The organism is Corynebacterium halotolerans, from assembly GCF_050107895.1.
GTDB classification, from domain to species: Bacteria; Actinomycetota; Actinomycetes; order Mycobacteriales; family Mycobacteriaceae; genus Corynebacterium; species Corynebacterium halotolerans_B.
The window spans coordinates 151,523-169,007 of the sequence record NZ_JBNILW010000002.1; the positions used below are offsets into that span (position 1 = coordinate 151,523).

A 17,485-nucleotide genomic window follows, 5' to 3' on the forward strand; every position below is an offset into this window, starting at 1 on the left:
TCAGTTCTCTCCCCTGGTCAACGTGTCGAACATGATTCTGGACGGCACCGCGAGGGCCGCCGCATCCTGGTCGCGCACGGCCGCGATCAGGTGCTGGTCAAAGATGGTGTGGCTCAGCCTGGAGGGGGCCACCGGTTCGCGGGCGGTGAGCAGATGGACCGCCCCACCGTGCCGCATCACCTCCGCTGGCATGTCATCGGAGACGACCACCAGCGCATCCGCCGGATCCAGGCGGGCAAAATCCATGCTCCAGCCCACCTCCCGGCGCGGGAACTCCCGTGAGCTCAGCTGCCGGACGTCCTCCACCCCGTCGAGCCGCTGCATGGGGATCGCGCTGCTGCTGGTGGCCAGCCGCAGCACCCGGTCCCCCGAGGCCGTCGCCAGCACCCCGGCGGCGAAGGCGCAGATCGCGTCGAAGGCCTCCGGTGAGGTGCTCGCCTGCATGGAGGCGGAGACGTCGAGCAGCACCGTGACGTCGCGGCGCCGACCCTCGGGCAGGCTGTCGCGGTCGATCGAGCTGCGCAACGCGGAGCGCACCCCGGCAGAGCCGGCGTCGAGGATGCTGTCGCTGTTGGCCTCCGCCGCGATGAACCGCACCGTGCCCGCCCGGGGCAGCACCGCGGCCACGGGGAAGGAGCGCAGCCCGCCGACCTCGAAGGTGGGCAGTTCCACGTGGTGGGCGGTGCCCCCGGCGCTGTCGTAGTCAAGGGCGACGAAGAGTTTCGTGCCGGTCGGGAACTGGGTGTGGCCGTAGCCCGGCAGAACGGTGATCTCGGTGTCGTGCTCCGGGTTGCGGATGGCCACCCGGTTCGCCCGGCGGTGCGACTCCATGCCGGGGGTCTCCACCTCGAAGTCGAGGTCCCCGGTCAACCCGATGGTCAGCCGACCGGTGAAACCGGCGCCGGCGATGTCGTGGTACTGCCCGGAGGTCAGTCGGATGACGTTCATTGCTGGGGGTCCTTTCGCCTGTCCTCTAACTCTGCCAGGATGCCCCTGGCCACGGCGAGGAAGATCTCGGTGACATCGCGTTCGAAGGGCAGGTCCGCACGCCGCTGGTGCCCGGCCAGCTGCGACCGGACCTGGCTGCGGGCCGCGGTGTCGGGGAAGGTGCGGTCATAGTCCCGGCGGACGATGTTGCGGCCGAAGGAGACGTAGTGCTCCCGGTCGTCGCTGCCGTGCTCCAGCGCCCGGCGCACCGCCCGTACGGCCAGGTCGGTCAGCTGGCCGGTCAGTTCCGTCTCCCGGGCCCGGTCGCCGGTGAGCACCGGCTCCGCCTGGCTGCGCAGCACCACGGTGTAGTACACGCGCAGCAGATCCAGCGCGTAGTTCTGGGTGCTGTGCTCGAGGACCTCCTCAGCCAGCAGACGGTGCAGCTTCTGCCCCGCCCGGTCCTGTCCCAGCCAGGCCTGGATGGCCGCCGTGCTGTTGGCCTGGCGCAGCTGGCGCAGCGTCCGTTCGGCGTCGGCGCGGCTGCGCTGCTGGGAGATCCGGTCCTGCTCCGCCAGTTCCAGCAGGGTCTGCAGCTGGGGATGGGCTCCGGCCGGCAGATCGGTGCTGCGCCAGTCCGCCAGCGCCGGGAAGCGGCTGAACCGGTCCCGGAAGGCGGTGTGACGGATCTGGCTGCGCTGCAGCAGCCGGGTGTGCAGGAGAAAGTCCAGGTAGGCGATCAGTTCCGCCGGGCTGGCCGTTGCCAGCCGGGGCAGCGTGCCCAGGGCGGCGTCGACCAGCTGGCGGTACTCCGCATCCGGCAGCTGGTTTTCCCGGAGCACCGGCCACTTCCCGCCGGCGGCCGCAAGCTGGGGATGGTCGATGACCCGGCGCAGGACGTCCAGGTCCTGGCCGACGGCCGGACCGCGGCGGTGCTCTCCACTCAGCTGCTGTTCGGCGAGCTCGGACCCGTCTGCCGGCACCAGCCGGGGATGAGTCTGCACCAGCCGGGCCAGACCGTCACCGGGGCGCGGAAGCTGGTCTCCAGCGCCGCCGGGTTCGCAGTCGGCGAGCAGGTCCACCAGCATCCGCGGGGAGTGCCCGGCACCGTACACGGCGACGGTCAGCTGCGCCCAGGTACCGGCCGGACTGTCCGCCCACGTGGTCTCGTCGGCCGGGTCAATGACGGCGCAGTCCGTCCGGCGGGCCACCGCCGCCCGGTCCCGGACGGGCACCACCGTCACGGGATAGCTGCCCGGGGCAGGCGCCATGTGCGGCATGGTGGCCGCCCGGTCGAAGGTGGAAAAGCGCAGCAGGCGGCGGGCCTCGCCGGGAGTGAGTGTGGCCGACAGGGCCTGGAGCCAATAACAGGCCTCATTCGTGTTGTCGAGGATCAGCACCGCCAGCTGTTCGCCGCGCTGCAGCACGTCCTGCAGCCGGTACAGGGCCCGGCGGCGGTCCCCCAGCATGTCACGCACCATCATCCAGGCCACGTCCAGGTCCGCGAGCGGACCCGGCGCGGGTTCGGCCAGGTCCGTATCCAGCTGCACCGCGTTGACCGAGGCCGCCCGGAACGGGGTCAGCAGGTCCGGGGAGCGGTAGAGGTTGATCGGGTAGCCCGCGGCCAGGGGCCCGGCCGGGTCATGATCGACCACGGCGTGGGTGAACACGTTGCCGGGCCGACCGGTGGCATCCTTGCCGGCCGGCACGGACTGCAGGAACAGACCACGGTCCGGCAGTGGGACGTACTCGAAGCGGCGTGGCAGGGCGTCGATCTCCGCGGCGCCGATGAAGTCGTCGAAGGTGGCGGTGGGTGCCAGGCTGGTGGGTGCGTACTCGCCCACCAGCTGCTGATCGGCCTGGTCCGCACCCGTCGAGGGGCCGGCGTGCCAGCCGCCGCGGCCGTCGATGTTGCGGAAGGAGGCGTAGGTGACGTGTGCCCACCGCTTCGCCGTTCCCGTCACTCCAACTCCTGTCCGTCACCGGTGGCACCGGTCCCCGGGTTCAGCAGCCGGATCCAGTTGTCCAGTTCCAGCAGCGCCGGGTTCGGGTCGATCAGCGCGATCTCCGGCTGTCCCGGCCGGTGCTGCTCCCGGGTGAACAGGCGCAGGTAGCTGTTCGCGGGGGCCGTGAGCACCGCCGGATCCAGCTCCCACTGCTCGACCACCGGCAGCTGCCGGCCCCCGAGCACGCTGGCGTTGACTCCGGGACCGAAGGCGGGGTCCGCCGGAGCGTGACCGCTCCACTTGCGGGTGCGCACCTCCGCGCCGTCCTCCGGCTCCAGGGGCAACCGGCCGGTCTGCAGCCGCAGCGTGAAGTGGTGGTGCCCGTTGCTCTCCCACTCACTGAAGATGGACAGCATGATCCGTCCCTGGTGCTCGTCCAGCTGATAATGCAGCCGCCGCAGGCCGTCATAGTGCAGGATGACCGGGGTGCCCCAGATCTGCCGGCCCTCGTAGACCCGGGAAGGGAACAGGGCGATGTCCCCGGCCGCGCGCAGCCGGATCCGCATGCCGCCCTCCTCCTCATAGGCCTGCCGGTAGATCGACGCGATGTTCGAGCCGGGTCCTTCCGCCGTAGGGCGCAACTGGTGGCCACTGCCCGGATCCCCGAACACGGCGGTGATCTCGTGGGCCTCCTGCGGCCAGCCGAAGGTCACCAGCTGGTTGTTCACCCGCTCGTGCAGACGGGCGTTGCTGATCTCGCCCACCCGGACCCGGGAGTGCGCCCGCCCGACCCGGGCCTGGGCACCGACCACGGAGACCGGGGTGATGAACACCGAGTACCAGTCCTCCGGCCACTCCACCTGGCAGGAGTTCTCCCCCTGCCGGAGGTCATTGGCCCAGTCCCGACGGGACAACCCGAAGCTCTCCAGCTGGTTCTCCTCGATCACCCGGTCCTCCAGCCCGTCGACCGGGGCCTGCTGCGTGCGGTAGATCCGCACCTCCCCGGAGCTCGGCTGCTCCCAGCTGACGTCGAAGCGGGTGTCGAAGCCGTCGGAGCGTTCCCCGACCGTGATCGGCACGGCGATGATCTCGGCCGGGACATGCACCTCGAATTCCTGGGAGGGCCGGGAGGCGACCTGCTGGCCGTGGATGCGCACGAAACGCTGCGCGACGAACTTGTACGTCACCCCGCGGTAGGTCGGGGTGAAGCGGAAGCCCTGCAGGTTCTGCTCACTGGTGGCGATCTCATTCTGGCGCCGCATGGTGCGCCGCTCGGTGGCGGGCACGGCGTAGACGGCCACGCGGTGCGTGTGCTTCTCCGGCGCCCACTGCCCCTTGATCACGGAACCGGCCACGGACAGGTCGATGTTCTCGATGGGCCGGATGAAGAACTGCTCGCCCACCAGCTGCGGTTCCCCGCGCAGCGCCGCGGTTTCCGAGGTGCCCTCGTGCATCCACACCTGGTACATCCGCAGCGCGGTGGTCATCTCGTCATCGTCCACCCAGCGGGTGCCCACGGTCACCGCCCGCGGCTCGCCCTCCTCCGGGTCCTGTTCGAACTCGACCTCGTCACTGACCACGCGGTACAGCCGGACGACGCCGGCCGCCGCAGCCGGGACCTGCCACTGCAGCTCCAGCCCACCGGTGCTGGTCGGTTGGACACGGAATTCCGCTCCGGGGAGGGGGGCGGCGTCGGCGAAGGGGTCCAGGCGCCGGAATTCATGGCTCTCGAAGTCCCGGAGATCATGGTCGATCTCATCGGTGGCGTGCCGCGCCCGACGTCGTCGGCCGCCCTGCACGGGGGCCGTCTCAACCGGGATGTCCGCGGGTTCCGACGCCGCGGTGTCCGGCTCAGCGGTGTCCGGCGCCGTCGGCTCCGATTCCGAGGGCTCCGGCTCCGTGGGTTCCGGTTCCGTGGGTTCCGACGCCATGGGTTCCGGTTCGGGGACGGGGGTAGGGGCAGGCGCGGTGTCGGCGGGTGGTTCGACTGTCGGCTCAGCCGCCGGTACGGTGGCCGGCTCATCCTCCCACGCCTCCGCCCGCGCCGCCGGGGCCCGGACCGGGATCTCGGTGTCCGTGGGGGAAACGACGTCCTCGAACTCGGCGTAGTGGTGCCCGGCGGCGGCCGGTTGTGACGGTGACGTACCCAGATCCGGTTGATAGAGCGACTCGTCCCGCGGGTTGGCGATGGCGGCCTCGTTGCCGATCATCACGAAGGCCCGCACGCGCTTGAGCGCCGAGGCCCACACCAGCAGGGCCGGGAAACGGCCCCCCGGATCCAGTTCCGTGTGGTCCTGGGCCGCGGCGATCAACTCCTGATCGGTGGGTAAGGCATCGACCGAGTGGATGGTGCGGGCGACGTCGCGCCAGGTGCGGAAGGCACCCAGCACCTGTAATTCAGAGGTCACTTAGAACTCCCCCATTCCGGGCAGCTGGTGTTTCGGCTGCGGGGCCGGCTGCACCCAGTCGGATTGCGGCTGCGCATCCTCGGTGACCGGCATGTTGCTGATGGTTTCGGCGCTCAAGGGCGCGCGCTGCGCGCCGCGGAAGGCCACGTCCTTCTGGGTGGCGGACTCGCCGACCTGAACCAGGACCTCGCTGACGCCGATCGCGTCGAAGGTGTTGGGGTGGCGGGCGTGGCTGCAGAATTCAGGAGCGAGCTCAAGCACGCCGTCGACCCGCCCCAGTTCGGTGGCGATCTCGCCGTTGAAGGAACCAACGGCGACCGAGTGCGCCAGCGGCAGGCGGTGCGGCGCGCTGAAGCGCTCCCCGCCGCGGTAGGTCATGAGTGGGCTGAGCACCCCGGCATCGTCGCGCCGGGCGTAACCACCCAGGTGGCGGGTGATCTCCGCCCACTCCCCGCGGCTGCGGTCCCGGGAGCGGAAATCCGGGCTGCTGACGTAGTCGGCGAAACGGGCGAGCGCTCCGCCGGTGCCGCTGCCGCCGGTGCCGAACACCTGGTTCGGGTCGGTGGTGCTGCCGGTGCGGGCGGAGTACTCCGCCGCCGCCTCGTTGACGGCGCCGAAGACGTAGGTGTCCAGCCATCCCGCGCGGTAGAGGTCCCGGCGGAACCGCTGCGCCAGCTCGTCGACCACCACATCATCGGGGTTGGCCTCAGCGAAGACCACGGAGTCCGGCATGGTGTTCGTCGGGATCGTGGCGTCCACCCGCTCCTGACTGACGGTACCGAAGGGACGCTCCAGCAACGTGCCGATGATCTGGGAGACGGAGAGGAACTGCTGGTAGCCGACCTCCAGGCGGGTGATGGCGCGGCGGGCCTGGCGCTGGTTCTCCTCGGCCGCGCTCAGGCGGTCCACGATGGTGCGGCGCCGGTGCCGCAGGCGGATCTGCTGGACCGTCTCGAACACGACCTGCAGAACCCACATCGCCAGCCAGATGCCGAACCAGGTGCCGAAGAACCAGGCCCTGGTCTCCCCCGGGGCGTCGTTGAGATGCTGGATCCAGCGATCGGGACCGGCGGGGCTGTCTCCGCCGCGGAGGTGGAAGACGCTCCACAGGACCAGGAAGACCGCGAGCGACCAGAACGCGACCCAGCCGAGCCAGCGGAAGACCCCGGCCCAGACCGTCGAGGCCCCGGCGCGCGGCTCACGCGCGCGTAGTCGGGTGATCTCATCGCTCAGGCTCGAGTCCCGTTGCCGCTGCTCCTCCAGGCGGTGGTGCAGACCGCGGGCGACGTGGTGCGCGAAACTGCCGGAGTGGTGCTCCCGCCACTGTTTGAAATCGCCGAGCACCCGGCCGATGTCGCGCTGCTGGTCCTGGGCCTGCCGGGACAGCCGCTGCTCATAGTCGACCGCGCCCCGCAGGTCATAGGGGGCCACTTCCGCCCCGCCGGCCAGCGCCTTGACCTCCACCGGCAGCTCCGCACCGAAGTTGGTGCCGGGGCCCGGGATGACGTCCTCCGCGCTGCGGGCGACCTGGACGCGTCCGGGGGACGCCGAACTGACCACTCCGGGCAGGCGGGTCTCCGAGGTCTGCTCCCCCACCATGCGGGGATAAGCGTCCAGCAGGCTCATCGCGGTGTTGGCGTAGGAGGACCACACCTGCTGTAGTTCAGCGGCCGCCTGCTCGGCGTAGGAGTGCCGGCCCGCCCGGCCGAACGGGGAGTCCGCCGCTCCGGAATCGTCCCGGTCGGCTACGCCACCGACCCGGGTCCGCGAGCCGGTTTCCCCGTAGAGCGCGGACTGGACGGTGTCGTCGACGAAGTCCCCCGACCCCGCCCGCAGGCTCCGCCAGAAGCGTTTCGGGGTGCCCACCATGTTCTTCGCCCACGTGCCGAAGAATTCTCCCAGGGCACTGCGCGAGGTGGTCCGCTCGGTCTTCTCCGAGTAGGCCGTGGCGGTCTCCCCCAGCAGCCGGGCGTTGAATTCCCCGAGCAGTTCCTCGGCCGCGTCGGCGGCGAAGCTCCCCGGGTGTTCGGTGTAGTCGGCGGTGACGTTCTGACCCGGGCGGTCCAGCCGCGGCAGCGGGTTGCGGGTGGTGTCCAGGATCCGCTCCTTGAGCCGGGCCTGCACCCCCTGGCCGTCGACGCGCCGGTAGAAGGCGCGCACCAGCCGGAAACTGGAGCCGCTGGTGGAGGACAACCCTGCCACGGGTGCCGACGTGCTGCCCTCCCAGATCCCGAAGAGGCTGGCGATGCCCGCCACGCAGTGCAGCGTGAACCGGTTGTCCACCTGATCGAAGTGGTAGGGCACGGTCGCCGACTCCGGGCCGGGGCTGTCTTCCGGGGCGAGCATCAGGTTGACGTAGCCGCTCAGGACCGGCAGATCCCCGTCCAGCGGGGCACCCACGGCGGTGATGATGAGGTTCGTCCGGTGGGTGTTTCGGAAGGATCCCACAGCGTCCACCGCTTCGGTGAGGGTGGCCAGTTCCGCGTGCCCGATCTGGCTGTCCGGCCCGCCCACGATGTTGAGGACGCCGAGGTTGAGCTGATCCGCTCCGGAGCGGGCGATCAGGACGTTGAAGGGCTCCCGGGTGATCTCCGGGTGCCCGTCCGCGGACACCCTCAGGTGGGTCACCGGGGCCGAGGAGGAGCGGAAGGAATCGGCGTCCACCCACACCAGGTCCCGGATCAGACCGGTGGCGGTGAAGTCCTCCAGGGTCTGACGGATCCCCTGCGACAACCGGCCACGGCCGAGGAAGACGGTCAGCGTGTCATCCAGCCCGGTGGGCTGCGCTGCTGGCGAGGACATCAGAATTCACCGGCCCCCGGCAGCGAGGAGGAGCCCGGGGAGCTGGGGCCGGGGTGGAAACCGGAGGTGGGCATGCCGGTGGGTGCGGCCTGGGGCGGCCCGAGCTTCAGACACTCGTCGAGGATCTCGGCGAGGCGGCTGGTGGCCTCCACCACGTCTTCGGCGATGTCCGCGAAGACCGGCACCTGGGCGGCCAGCTGGCGGTCGGTGATGTCGGCGTAGGGCCGTTCGGCGGTGGTGAACAACTTGCCTGCCCCCAGCTTGGAGCTGGGCACGTAGGCCTGGGCGATCTGGTTCTGCCGTTCCAGGAAGGCCTTGGCCTCCGCCGCCCGCTGCTCCGGGGTGGCCTCCGGACCGGTGCCGGGGATCATGTGGACCTCACCGGACTGGCGGTGGCCGTCGTAGAGCCACTCGTGCAGCAGCCGCTGCCCGCGGGTGGTGCGGCCGGGCAGGGAGGGGCTCGGCTCGGCGTCCCAGAGCTGGCGCAGCAGAATATAGGGTTTGACGGACTCGAACAGCGGGTGCTGCCCGGCCCGGGCCCACGCCAGCGACGCCGATTCCAGCAGGTTGGGCAACCAGTCCAGCGTGGCCCGGAACCGGGAGACCGGGGTGAGCATCGGGGTGTCGAAGTTGATCCAACGTTCCGCAGACTCATCGAAGATCTGCACCGGGGTCATGTCCCCGGTATCCAGGGTGCCGGGGAAGAACACCGTGCCAATCAGCCGGCCGATGTACCAGCCCTTGACCATGGCGCGGCGTTCGACGTCGGTCATCGGCAGCGCGGCCGACAGCGGCCGGGTGCGGCGGCCGTGCCAGAACTCCGCGCGGGTGCCGGTGGTCTGCCGCCACTGCTTCTCGATGGGCGGCAGCAGCGAATCGAACACGATCGGCGCGTAGTTCGGGTAGGAGCCGAAGACGTCGATGGAACGCTCCTCCCCCTGGTTGACCAGGGCGTTACCGAGCGGCTGGGTCTGGTCCGCCGGGCGGTGGTTGGGATAGTCGCGCACCGCCTGCTCCAGCATGCCGCCCAGTTCATCACCGCCGAAGGGAATGCGGGAGAAGTTGAAGTTGTAGCGCACCTCATCGCCGTAGAGGGCGCGCACCAGCTGCGGGTTGATCTGGGCCAGCGGCAGGGCGTAGGTCATGGCCTCGCTGAACTTGCTGAGCACCTGCTGCCGACGCTCGCGGCGCTCATGGTCCGACAGTCCTGCCGCGGTGACGAATTCACGCAGCGAGCTGGAGATGAACTGCTGGAAGGAAAAGCCCGGGCGCCGGATGTACTGCCGGGCGCGCTCCAACACGTCCTCGGTGCTGATGTGGAACCCGAAACGGGCCGGCCGCGGGTCACGGGTGGTGCCGCTTTCGGGATCGCGGGCCAGGTCACGGGGCACCCAGACCTCCAACAGGCTGAGCAGGTCCCGCGGCGCGCTCTCGGCGCCGGAGAGGGACTCCCACTCGCCGCTGATCACCCGCTGCGAGGATTCCCGCAGAGCGGACTTGTAGTCGAAGTCCTGGTCCTCCTGGGTGCGCGCGGACTGGATGATGTCGGAGACGAACTGGTCGACGAAGGTGTCCACCTCGGTGAGGAAGACCTCGTTCGCGGCCTGGCTGAAGCGCTTGGGCACCTCGTGCTGGGACTCATCCGGCCACAGGGCCGGCACATCGGTCTTGAGCTGGGCGACGCCGAGGTTGGCGTCGTTGGTCAGCTGGCTGAACTTCTCCAGATCCTCGTGCTGGACCTGCATGGTCCGCTCCAGCGGGGCGATGAAGTTGCGCAGGAAGTCCTCCAGTGCCGCGGCCATCCGCTGGGCGATGAAACTGACCGCGCGGGTCCGGATCTGGTGGCCACTGTCGTTGACGATGCTGCGGACCCACTGGGAGGAATCGTCGATTCTTCCCTTGGAGCCCTCGAGGTCGCCACGGATGGCGTCGGTGAGGCCGACCCCCTGCGCCGGCTGCCCGGCGGCGTAAGCACCGAGCTGGCGGATCGTGGTGACCTCGAGGTCGCTGCGGAGCTTGCCGAGCAGGGCGGTGCCGTAGGGCACGCCGTACTTGGCGATCTCCTCACGCAACAGTTCCAGCAGGCGTCCCTGGATGCCATCAGGCCCGGCCCAGGCGTTGACCCCCTTGTAGAGGTCGCTCTTGGCGTCGGCGTCGATCTGGCGGCTGCACTCCCGGAGCGCGGCGGTGACCTCCAGCGACCAGTCACTGCCCTTCTTACCCTGGGCCTGCGGAACCTGGTCCTGGATCAGCTGTTGCATGTGCCGGGTCCAGGTTTCGATGACCTCGGCGAAGCTGTCGTAGATCCATTTGTCGAAGTCCTGGTGCGGCGGCAGGAAGTCGATGGTGCGGCTCGCGATGCTGCCGGCGTGCTGCTCCAGACGACGCCGGATCTGCACGTCCCCCGGAGATTCGTCGGTGGGGTCGTAGTGGCCGTGGAGCAGACGTTCGACCGCGCTCCGGGCCAGTCGCTGGGCGGCGTACTCAGCGTAGCGGTCGCGTCCCATGGACAGCTGCGCGTAGCCGTAGGTGCCCCAGGGCACGTTCTTGGACTCCTGGGCGCCCCACGCGTATTTGCTCTGGTCGGCGCCGGCGCCGCCCTTGTTTCCGAGGGTGAAGGCCCGGAAGTTTTCCAGGGAGACCTCATCCGACATCAGCGCGGCCAGGCCACGACCGAGTGCCCGGTAGACGGTGTTGGGCTTGCCGTCGCCCAGCAACGCACCGTTCTCGCCGGAACGCACGCCGACGGGGAAGATGCGTCCCACCGGAATGGAGTCATCACCCACGGGCACGCCGAGGGCGTTGAACAGGCGGCGGTCCTCCTCGGTGGCGGAACCCAGCTGCGCGGCGGCCAGTTCGGCGAACATGGCCAGCGCGTTGGGGTTGGCGCCGGCGACGGCATCCGCCGAGAGCTGGGAGAAGATGTCCGGGGTCACCATGAACAGCGAGTTCAGGGAAACCGCGTTGCCCTCCAACCCGGTGAGCAGGCGACAGATGTCGATCGCCATGGAGGCACCGGCACCGCCGGCCATCGAGGAGACGACGAAGACCAGGGGCTGTTCCTTGGCACTGTCACCGCTGTAGACGGTACGACCGTAGAGCGCGGAGCGCAGGTCAGCGAGTTCACGCTCGGTGTCACCGCTGTAGAGCACGTCCCAGGACTTGCGCAGCTCCTGCTGGATCTCCTGGAGCTTACTCAGGATCAGCATGCGTCCGATCGAGCGGTACTGGCCGGCACCGGCCGAGATGGGGGTGGTCTCCGAGGCTGGGTTGGCCAGCGCCCAGCTGGAGATCGTGCCGAGTTCCCGGCGGGTGGCCAACTGGTTGGAGACCGCCGTGTCGACGGTCAGGTAGCGGTCCGCGGAGCCGCAGGAGATGTAGCGGCCACCGGCCTCCGGCACGTTGGCCAGGTTGGGGCCGGGCCGTTCCGGCACGGTGGGCACGTCCACGGAGACGAACTGCCAGGCACGTGGCAGTTCCACATCCTTGGGGCTGTCATAGCGATCCGGGAGTCGTTCCGCCAGCGTGGTCTTCAGCTGGTCCATCATGTACGCCAGAGTCTTGGCTCCGGATCCGCCGCAACCTACGACGAGGACTTTGTGCATGGTGTTTTCCTTTAACTATTCGCTGAAACGTGTACTGCGCTGATCGTGTGGACCGAAGCCGTTGCCCGGGGTCCGGCTCTGCTTAACCACCCAGGCTAAGTGTTCGAGCCGAAGCCGCCACCGGAACTACCACCGGAACCGAAACCGCCACCGGAACTACCACCGGAACCGAAACCGCCACCAGAGCTACCACCGGAACCGAAACCGCCACCAGAGCTACCACCGGAACCGAAACCGCCACCAGAGCTGCCGCCCGAACCGAAACCCGGGGTCGGGGGTTGTGGATCCTGCCGTCTGGTGGTGTCTGCCCCGGTGTCCGGGGCGGCGGCACGTCCGAACTTCCGGCCACCAGCCGCTGAATCCTGGTTCTCCAGCTGATCAGCCAGCTCGCGGGCCAGGTCGGGGGCGGTGTTCAGGATGTCGGCGTTCAGCTCCGCCAGGTGGGCCGGGTCCACGGGTATCCGTGGAATGACCACCAGATCCATCTCAGCCGGATCGGTGTTGCGGGCGGTCAGGAACCAGGATCCCTGCACGGCCAGGGGCAGCTTGGCCCTTTCCTTGAGCTGCCCGTCCTTCGCGATCGACGGGCCTTGTTCCGCCACCGCGACCGGGGAGGCGAAGGGCCAGAAGTAGAAGCTCTTGACCCGGACGGAGTAGCCGTTGACGTTGATGCGGCGGTCATTGTGCCGCACCTGGTTGCGGGAGATCTCCTGTGGATCCAGTTCCGGTCGCGGCTGGCCGCGGTAGGTCAGCACTCCGCCGGTGAGTTCCACCGGGAGGGCGATCGCACCCATGGACTCCCTCGGGAACTTCGCCGTCACGTACCGGATCAGGTACAGCAGGCCGAGGGGAATCAGGATGGCCAGCAGAATCGCACCGAGAGCGGCGAGCAGGAAGGTCGTCGTGTTGACCGGTACCGCCAGGGTGCCCTCGGCGGGCACGTCCACGGCGGTCTCGTTCGCTCCCTCGGGGTTGGCGATGTGCACCGGGAGGGAGCCGTGGACCAATCCGTCGCGCAGTTCGTCGACGGTCAGCTCGACCGGCAGGGTGCCGGCTTCATCGCTGTCCAGTTCGAGCGCGTTGCCGGGGCTGTCGAAGGTGCTGGTGGCGGTGATCGCCGAGACGCCTTCCGGCAGGTTCTCGGTCGCCAACTGGCTGCCTGCGGGCAGCCAGACCCGGCCGGGGCCGGTGACCGGGACGTCGACCGTGACGGTCTCCTCCTCCGCACGGAAGGTGACGGCACCGGGCAGCTGCGGCATGTCCCGCTGCGTCAGCGTCAGCCGGGTGGCGTTGCGGATCGGGCTGAGCTGGGTGCCCGGGGCGTCGTCGGTGGCCTGGGTGGTGATGAGGGTCTGGGCTTCGAGGGTACCGATGGCGGGCAACTCACCGATCATGTCGAGCGGGACCTCTGCCTGCCCGGAGGAGATGTCGATGCCCTCCCCCACCGGGTGCTGCTCACCGGTGTCTGCGTCGGTGAAGCCCAGGTCCAGGCTGGCCTGTCCCTCCAGCGCGCGGGGATTGCCGTCGCGGTCCACGAGCTGGACGGTCAGGGGCTCGTCATCGCGCAGGTTCAGCCCACCGCTGCCTTCGGTGGCGCCACCGCGGAACTGGACCTGCAGATCCGGCTGGATTTCCACGGAGTTGAACACGCGGCCGTCGGCGGCGGCGGGGTCATAGTCCTCGAACTGCAGGGACCACACACCGGACCAGTCGCCGCCCTCCTGCAGAACCAGCTCACCATCGGCCTTCTGCACCGGATCGGAATCCGCCGCCCAGCTGACCTCGGCCGAGTTCAGGGAGTCGGAACCGCTGTCCGTCAGATCCACGCTCTGGCCGTCCGGCCCGGTCAGGACCAGGTGGGCGTTCGGACCCAGATCATCCTTGGCGATGGCGGTGAAGCGCACGGAGTCCACGGAGTTGTCCAGGGTGAAGGTGAAGGGATCGGCGGCCCGGGTCTCCCCGGTCGCCTCGCCGCCGGTGGCCAGAGCCTCCCGGAACGCGGCGAAGAGACCACCGACATTATCGGCTGTGAAGAAGGCGCCGCGGGGCGGTGCCACCCCACAGTCCTGTCCACCACCGCCGCCGCCTTCCGTCATGCCCTGGAGCAGGGAGAAGTCCGAGGGGTTGCGCGGGGCGGACAGCCCGATGCCGATGTTGGTGATGCCGGCGTTGCGCAGCCGGTCGGTGCCGCCGCCGGGGGCACACAACGCCTGCTCGGCCACTTCGGCGCCTTCTGCAGCGGTCAGGGCGCCGTCGGTGAAGGTGAGCAGCATGCGACAGGGATCGGCCGAGCCGGACTGGGAGAAGTCACGGTAGGCCCCGTCGAGGGCCGCGGAATAGTTGGTGTACTGCTCGGAGGTGCGGTCCGCGAAGGCGGCGATCTGTTCGTGCAGGTCGCCCACCGTATCGTCAGAGAGGGTCTCCCAGTCACCGTAGTTGTCCGGATCCGTGGCCCCGGACTTGTACTCCTGCCCGAATCCGGCGATCCGGACCCGGGTGTCGATCCCCTCGTCCTGCTGCTTGGCCAGGAGTTCGTCGACGAAGCTCTGGGCGGCGGGGACGCGGTGGTGCTCGGCGTCGGCCCCGGGGGCGTCGGGGTTGACGCGGCCGTCCCGGACCTCGTGGATCAGGCTCTCCGTCTCATCGATCATGACGATGACGTCGAGCGCCCCCTTGTCGGCGATGCAGGCGCCGGTGTCCGCCAATCCGGGGTTGCCGGTGGCCGCGGGTGCCTCGGCTCCCGGGGCCGGCTGCGCCAGCACCGCCGGAACGGCGAACAATGCACCCAGCAGGGCGGTGCCGCCCACGGCGGCCAGGCGGCGGACGGTTGCGGTCATGTTCCTCATAGCTTTCCCACCCACAGGGCGAAGTCGATCGCGGACCAGACCACACCGATGATGAGCCCGGCGGCGGTGATCGCGAACAGGAGTTTCTTCCAGCCGATCTCCGTGTAGAACCCGGCACCCCGGCGCTTATTGTCGGTGATGAAGTACCAGCTCAGCGCGGTCACCCCGAGCACCCCCGCCAGCCCCCACGCCACAGCTGCCAGTGCGGCGAACAGCCCCTCGGTGGCGGTGGCGGGGCCGAAGGTGAGCCAGGCGTTGATGATGATCGCCACCACCGCCAGCACCAGACTGGGGATCAGACAGTGCACCGGGGCGGAGGTCGTCCGGCGCGCCCCGGAACCACCGGCCGGCGACGGCACCCCGAAACCGGCGGGTGACGCGCCCGGTCCACCGGCCGGCCGCTGGCTCGGGCTGGCGAAACCACCGTCGGGCGACCCGTACGAACCTCCGGAATTGGGAGAAAAACCGTGGGACATCAGCTGCTCCGGAATCACATCGAGGACGTTATTTAAATGATCAACTGTGCAAATAGTAGTGAATGGCGGCGGAGGAATGGGAGACGAGGCACTGTCCCACCTCCCTTCCGCCACCGCAGATCAGTGCTTCCACCGTCCCAGGCTAATCCCCCGGGTGGACATTCCGGTCCGCACGCCTGCTGAACCCGGACAAGATTTCCGCTCCCCTACGGCGCACTACACTCGAAAACCATGACAGTTTCGATTCCCCTGCCCAACGCCGACCAGATCCGTTCCCACGTCGCCAACCAGCGCGAACAGATCTTCACCAACCTCAGTGAGCTGGTCTCCTTCAACTCCGTGCACGGTGAGCCCACGCTCGCCGACCAGGCCGCCGGCGCCGCTGACTGGGTGGCTGATGCCCTGGAGACCGTGGGCCTCAAGGTCCAGCAGATCACCACCACGGACGGCTCCACGACGGTGCTGGGCACCCGAACCGGTGCCCCGGGCTCCCCCACCGTTCTGCTGTACTCCCACTACGACGTGGTACCCGCGGGTGAGCGCGTCAACTGGATCTCCGACCCCTTCACACTGACCGAACGCGACGGCCGCTGGTACGGCCGCGGCGCGGCGGACTGCAAGGGCAACCTGGCGATGCACCTGGCGGCCCTGCGCGCAGTCAACGACGCCGGGGCCCAGCCCGACCTGAACATCACGGTGCTGGTGGAGGGCTCTGAGGAACGCGGTGGCGAGGGCCTGGACCGCCTGATCCAGGAGCGCCCCGAGCTCTTCGCCGCCGACGCCATCCTCATCGCCGACACCGGCAACGCGGCCGTCGGTACGCCCACGCTGACCACCACCCTGCGGGGCGGTGCCCAAGCCACCGTCACCGTGGACACCCTGCGCACTCCGGTCCACTCCGGCATGTTCGGCGGGGCTGCACCGGATGCCGCCGCCGCTCTGATCCGGCTGCTGGACTCGCTGCGTGACGAGCACGGCCGCACCGTCATCGACGGCGTGGACACCAGCGCACGCTGGGACGGCGAGCCCTACGACGCCGCGACCTTCCGCTCTGACGCCGGTGTCCTCGACGGCGTGGAGCTGGTCGGCGACGCCACCGACTCCCCGGCCGACTTCGTGTGGGCCCGGCCGGCGGTCACCGTCACGGGTTTCACCTCCACCCCGGTGGCCGAGGCCGTCAACGCTGTGCCCGCTACCGCCAGCGCCAAACTGAACCTGCGTGTGGCTCCCGGCATGTCCGCCGCAGAAACCGCAGCGAAGCTGGCCGCCCACCTGAAGGCGCACACCCCATGGGGCGCGAGGGTCGAGGTCACGATCGATGACGTCAACGAAGCGTTCCGGGCGGACCTCACCAACCCGGCCCTCGCCCTGCTGGGTGGTGCCCTGGCCACCGCCTACGGCACCAGTGAGTTCACCACCGTCGGCTCCGGTGGGTCCATCCCGCTGTGCACCGCCCTGCAGGAGGCGCAGCCGAGCGCCGAGATCGCCCTGTTCGGGGTGGAGGAACCCCAGACCACGATCCACTCGCCCAATGAGTCAGTGGACCCCTCGGAGATCATCCACATCGCCACCGCGGAGGCGTTGTTCCTGCTCAACTACGGTGCACAGAACTAGGACTTGCCTTTTTCTGTGATCTGACTTACGTTGGTGGCGTGATTCAGAACATTTCTCTTCAGCGAGTAGCGAAGGCTACGTACCCCAGCACGGGCTAAGGACTGACCCCCGTGCATGGGGTAGTAGTCGTTAGCAACCCAGGCTCCTGAAGAGTCGGTCCGCTCCCTTATTTCCGTTTCCCGGAAGGACCGGCACAATGTTCCCCTCCACTTCTCTGCCCACCGTCGAGCACACCACCCGTACTGGTCAGCTCCGGCGGCAGCCCACCCAGACCCCCGGCACCGATCCGCTCCAGCTCCGCTTCGGTGGCACACACCGTCTCCCCCGCGGTCTACGCGAGGAGGCCGCGGGCATGGACTGGAACCTGTTCACCGCCACCTATGCGCCCCAGGCGGAGGTCCGGCTGCACAACCTGAACTCGGAGCGGCTGCGGGGCGGGCTGTTCCGCTACACCGCGGACCGGGTCCGCACCTCCAAGACCGACCAGCCGCGCATCACCACGCGGGAGATCATCTCAACCGGCCCAGCCTCGGCCTGCACCGGTCTGCTGGCAGAGGTCGGCCGCCACGTCGAGATTCTGAGCTTCCACCAGCTGGAGATCTTCGAGGCGACCGTCACCTTCCTGCATGTCACCGACTCCCGCCGCAGCCGCTGGGCCGTCGGATTCGGCCCGAACCGCGATATTTCCGTCGCCGCCGCCCTCAGCTCCGCCGGGCAGCGCATCCACGGTTGAGCCCCGCCGATCCCCCCACAGCTCACCAGGAAAAAATGACCCGGCCCCTCCCCGCCACTCCGGAACCGGGCCCTCTTCGGCGGCGGGTGCACCTACCGGCGCCCCGCCGGGGATTCCCAGTTCGCATT

9 protein-coding genes are annotated in these 17,485 nt (G+C 69.2%); 2 read left to right on the top strand and 7 right to left on the bottom strand.

What is annotated here, in order from left to right; all coding sequences use genetic code 11:
• The 7 genes from ACQCVD_RS03020 to ACQCVD_RS03050 form a co-directional block, all read right to left on the bottom strand.
• Window positions 1-948, bottom strand: a complete 948-nt coding sequence (locus ACQCVD_RS03020; RefSeq protein ID WP_426822221.1) for a hypothetical protein — start codon at window positions 946-948, stop codon at window positions 1-3.
• On the bottom strand, window positions 945-2,891 hold the full coding sequence (locus tag ACQCVD_RS03025) for a hypothetical protein (RefSeq protein ID WP_426822222.1): 1,947 nt from the start codon (window positions 2,889-2,891) through the stop codon (window positions 945-947). Before ACQCVD_RS03025 ends, ACQCVD_RS03020 begins: the two co-directional genes overlap by 4 nt.
• A complete protein-coding gene (locus tag ACQCVD_RS03030; protein WP_426822223.1) occupies window positions 2,888-5,281 on the bottom strand; it encodes a hypothetical protein in 2,394 nt (797 codons plus the stop codon). Before ACQCVD_RS03030 ends, ACQCVD_RS03025 begins: the two co-directional genes overlap by 4 nt.
• On the bottom strand, window positions 5,282-8,083 hold the full coding sequence (locus ACQCVD_RS03035; RefSeq protein ID WP_426822224.1) for a hypothetical protein: 2,802 nt from the start codon (window positions 8,081-8,083) through the stop codon (window positions 5,282-5,284).
• On the bottom strand, window positions 8,083-11,688 hold the full coding sequence (locus ACQCVD_RS03040; protein WP_426822225.1) for a tubulin-like doman-containing protein: 3,606 nt from the start codon (window positions 11,686-11,688) through the stop codon (window positions 8,083-8,085). Before ACQCVD_RS03040 ends, ACQCVD_RS03035 begins: the two co-directional genes overlap by 1 nt.
• A 95-nt stretch (window positions 11,689-11,783) precedes the next feature.
• On the bottom strand, window positions 11,784-14,525 hold the full coding sequence (locus ACQCVD_RS03045) for a vWA domain-containing protein (RefSeq protein WP_426822226.1): 2,742 nt from the start codon (window positions 14,523-14,525) through the stop codon (window positions 11,784-11,786).
• Window positions 14,526-14,530: 5 nt separating this feature from the next.
• Window positions 14,531-15,028: a hypothetical protein gene (locus ACQCVD_RS03050; protein ID WP_426822227.1), complete on the bottom strand. Its 498-nt coding sequence runs from the start codon at window positions 15,026-15,028 to the stop codon at window positions 14,531-14,533.
• Window positions 15,029-15,241: 213 nt separating this feature from the next.
• Here ACQCVD_RS03050 and ACQCVD_RS03055 point away from each other — a divergent pair, with 213 nt between their 5' ends.
• Window positions 15,242-16,624: a dipeptidase gene (locus tag ACQCVD_RS03055; protein WP_426822228.1), complete on the top strand. Its 1,383-nt coding sequence runs from the start codon at window positions 15,242-15,244 to the stop codon at window positions 16,622-16,624.
• A gap of 196 nt (window positions 16,625-16,820) precedes the next feature.
• A complete protein-coding gene (locus ACQCVD_RS03060) occupies window positions 16,821-17,357 on the top strand; it encodes an acetyl-CoA acetyltransferase (RefSeq protein WP_426822229.1) in 537 nt (178 codons plus the stop codon).
• The last annotated feature ends 128 nt before the right edge of the window (window positions 17,358-17,485 follow it).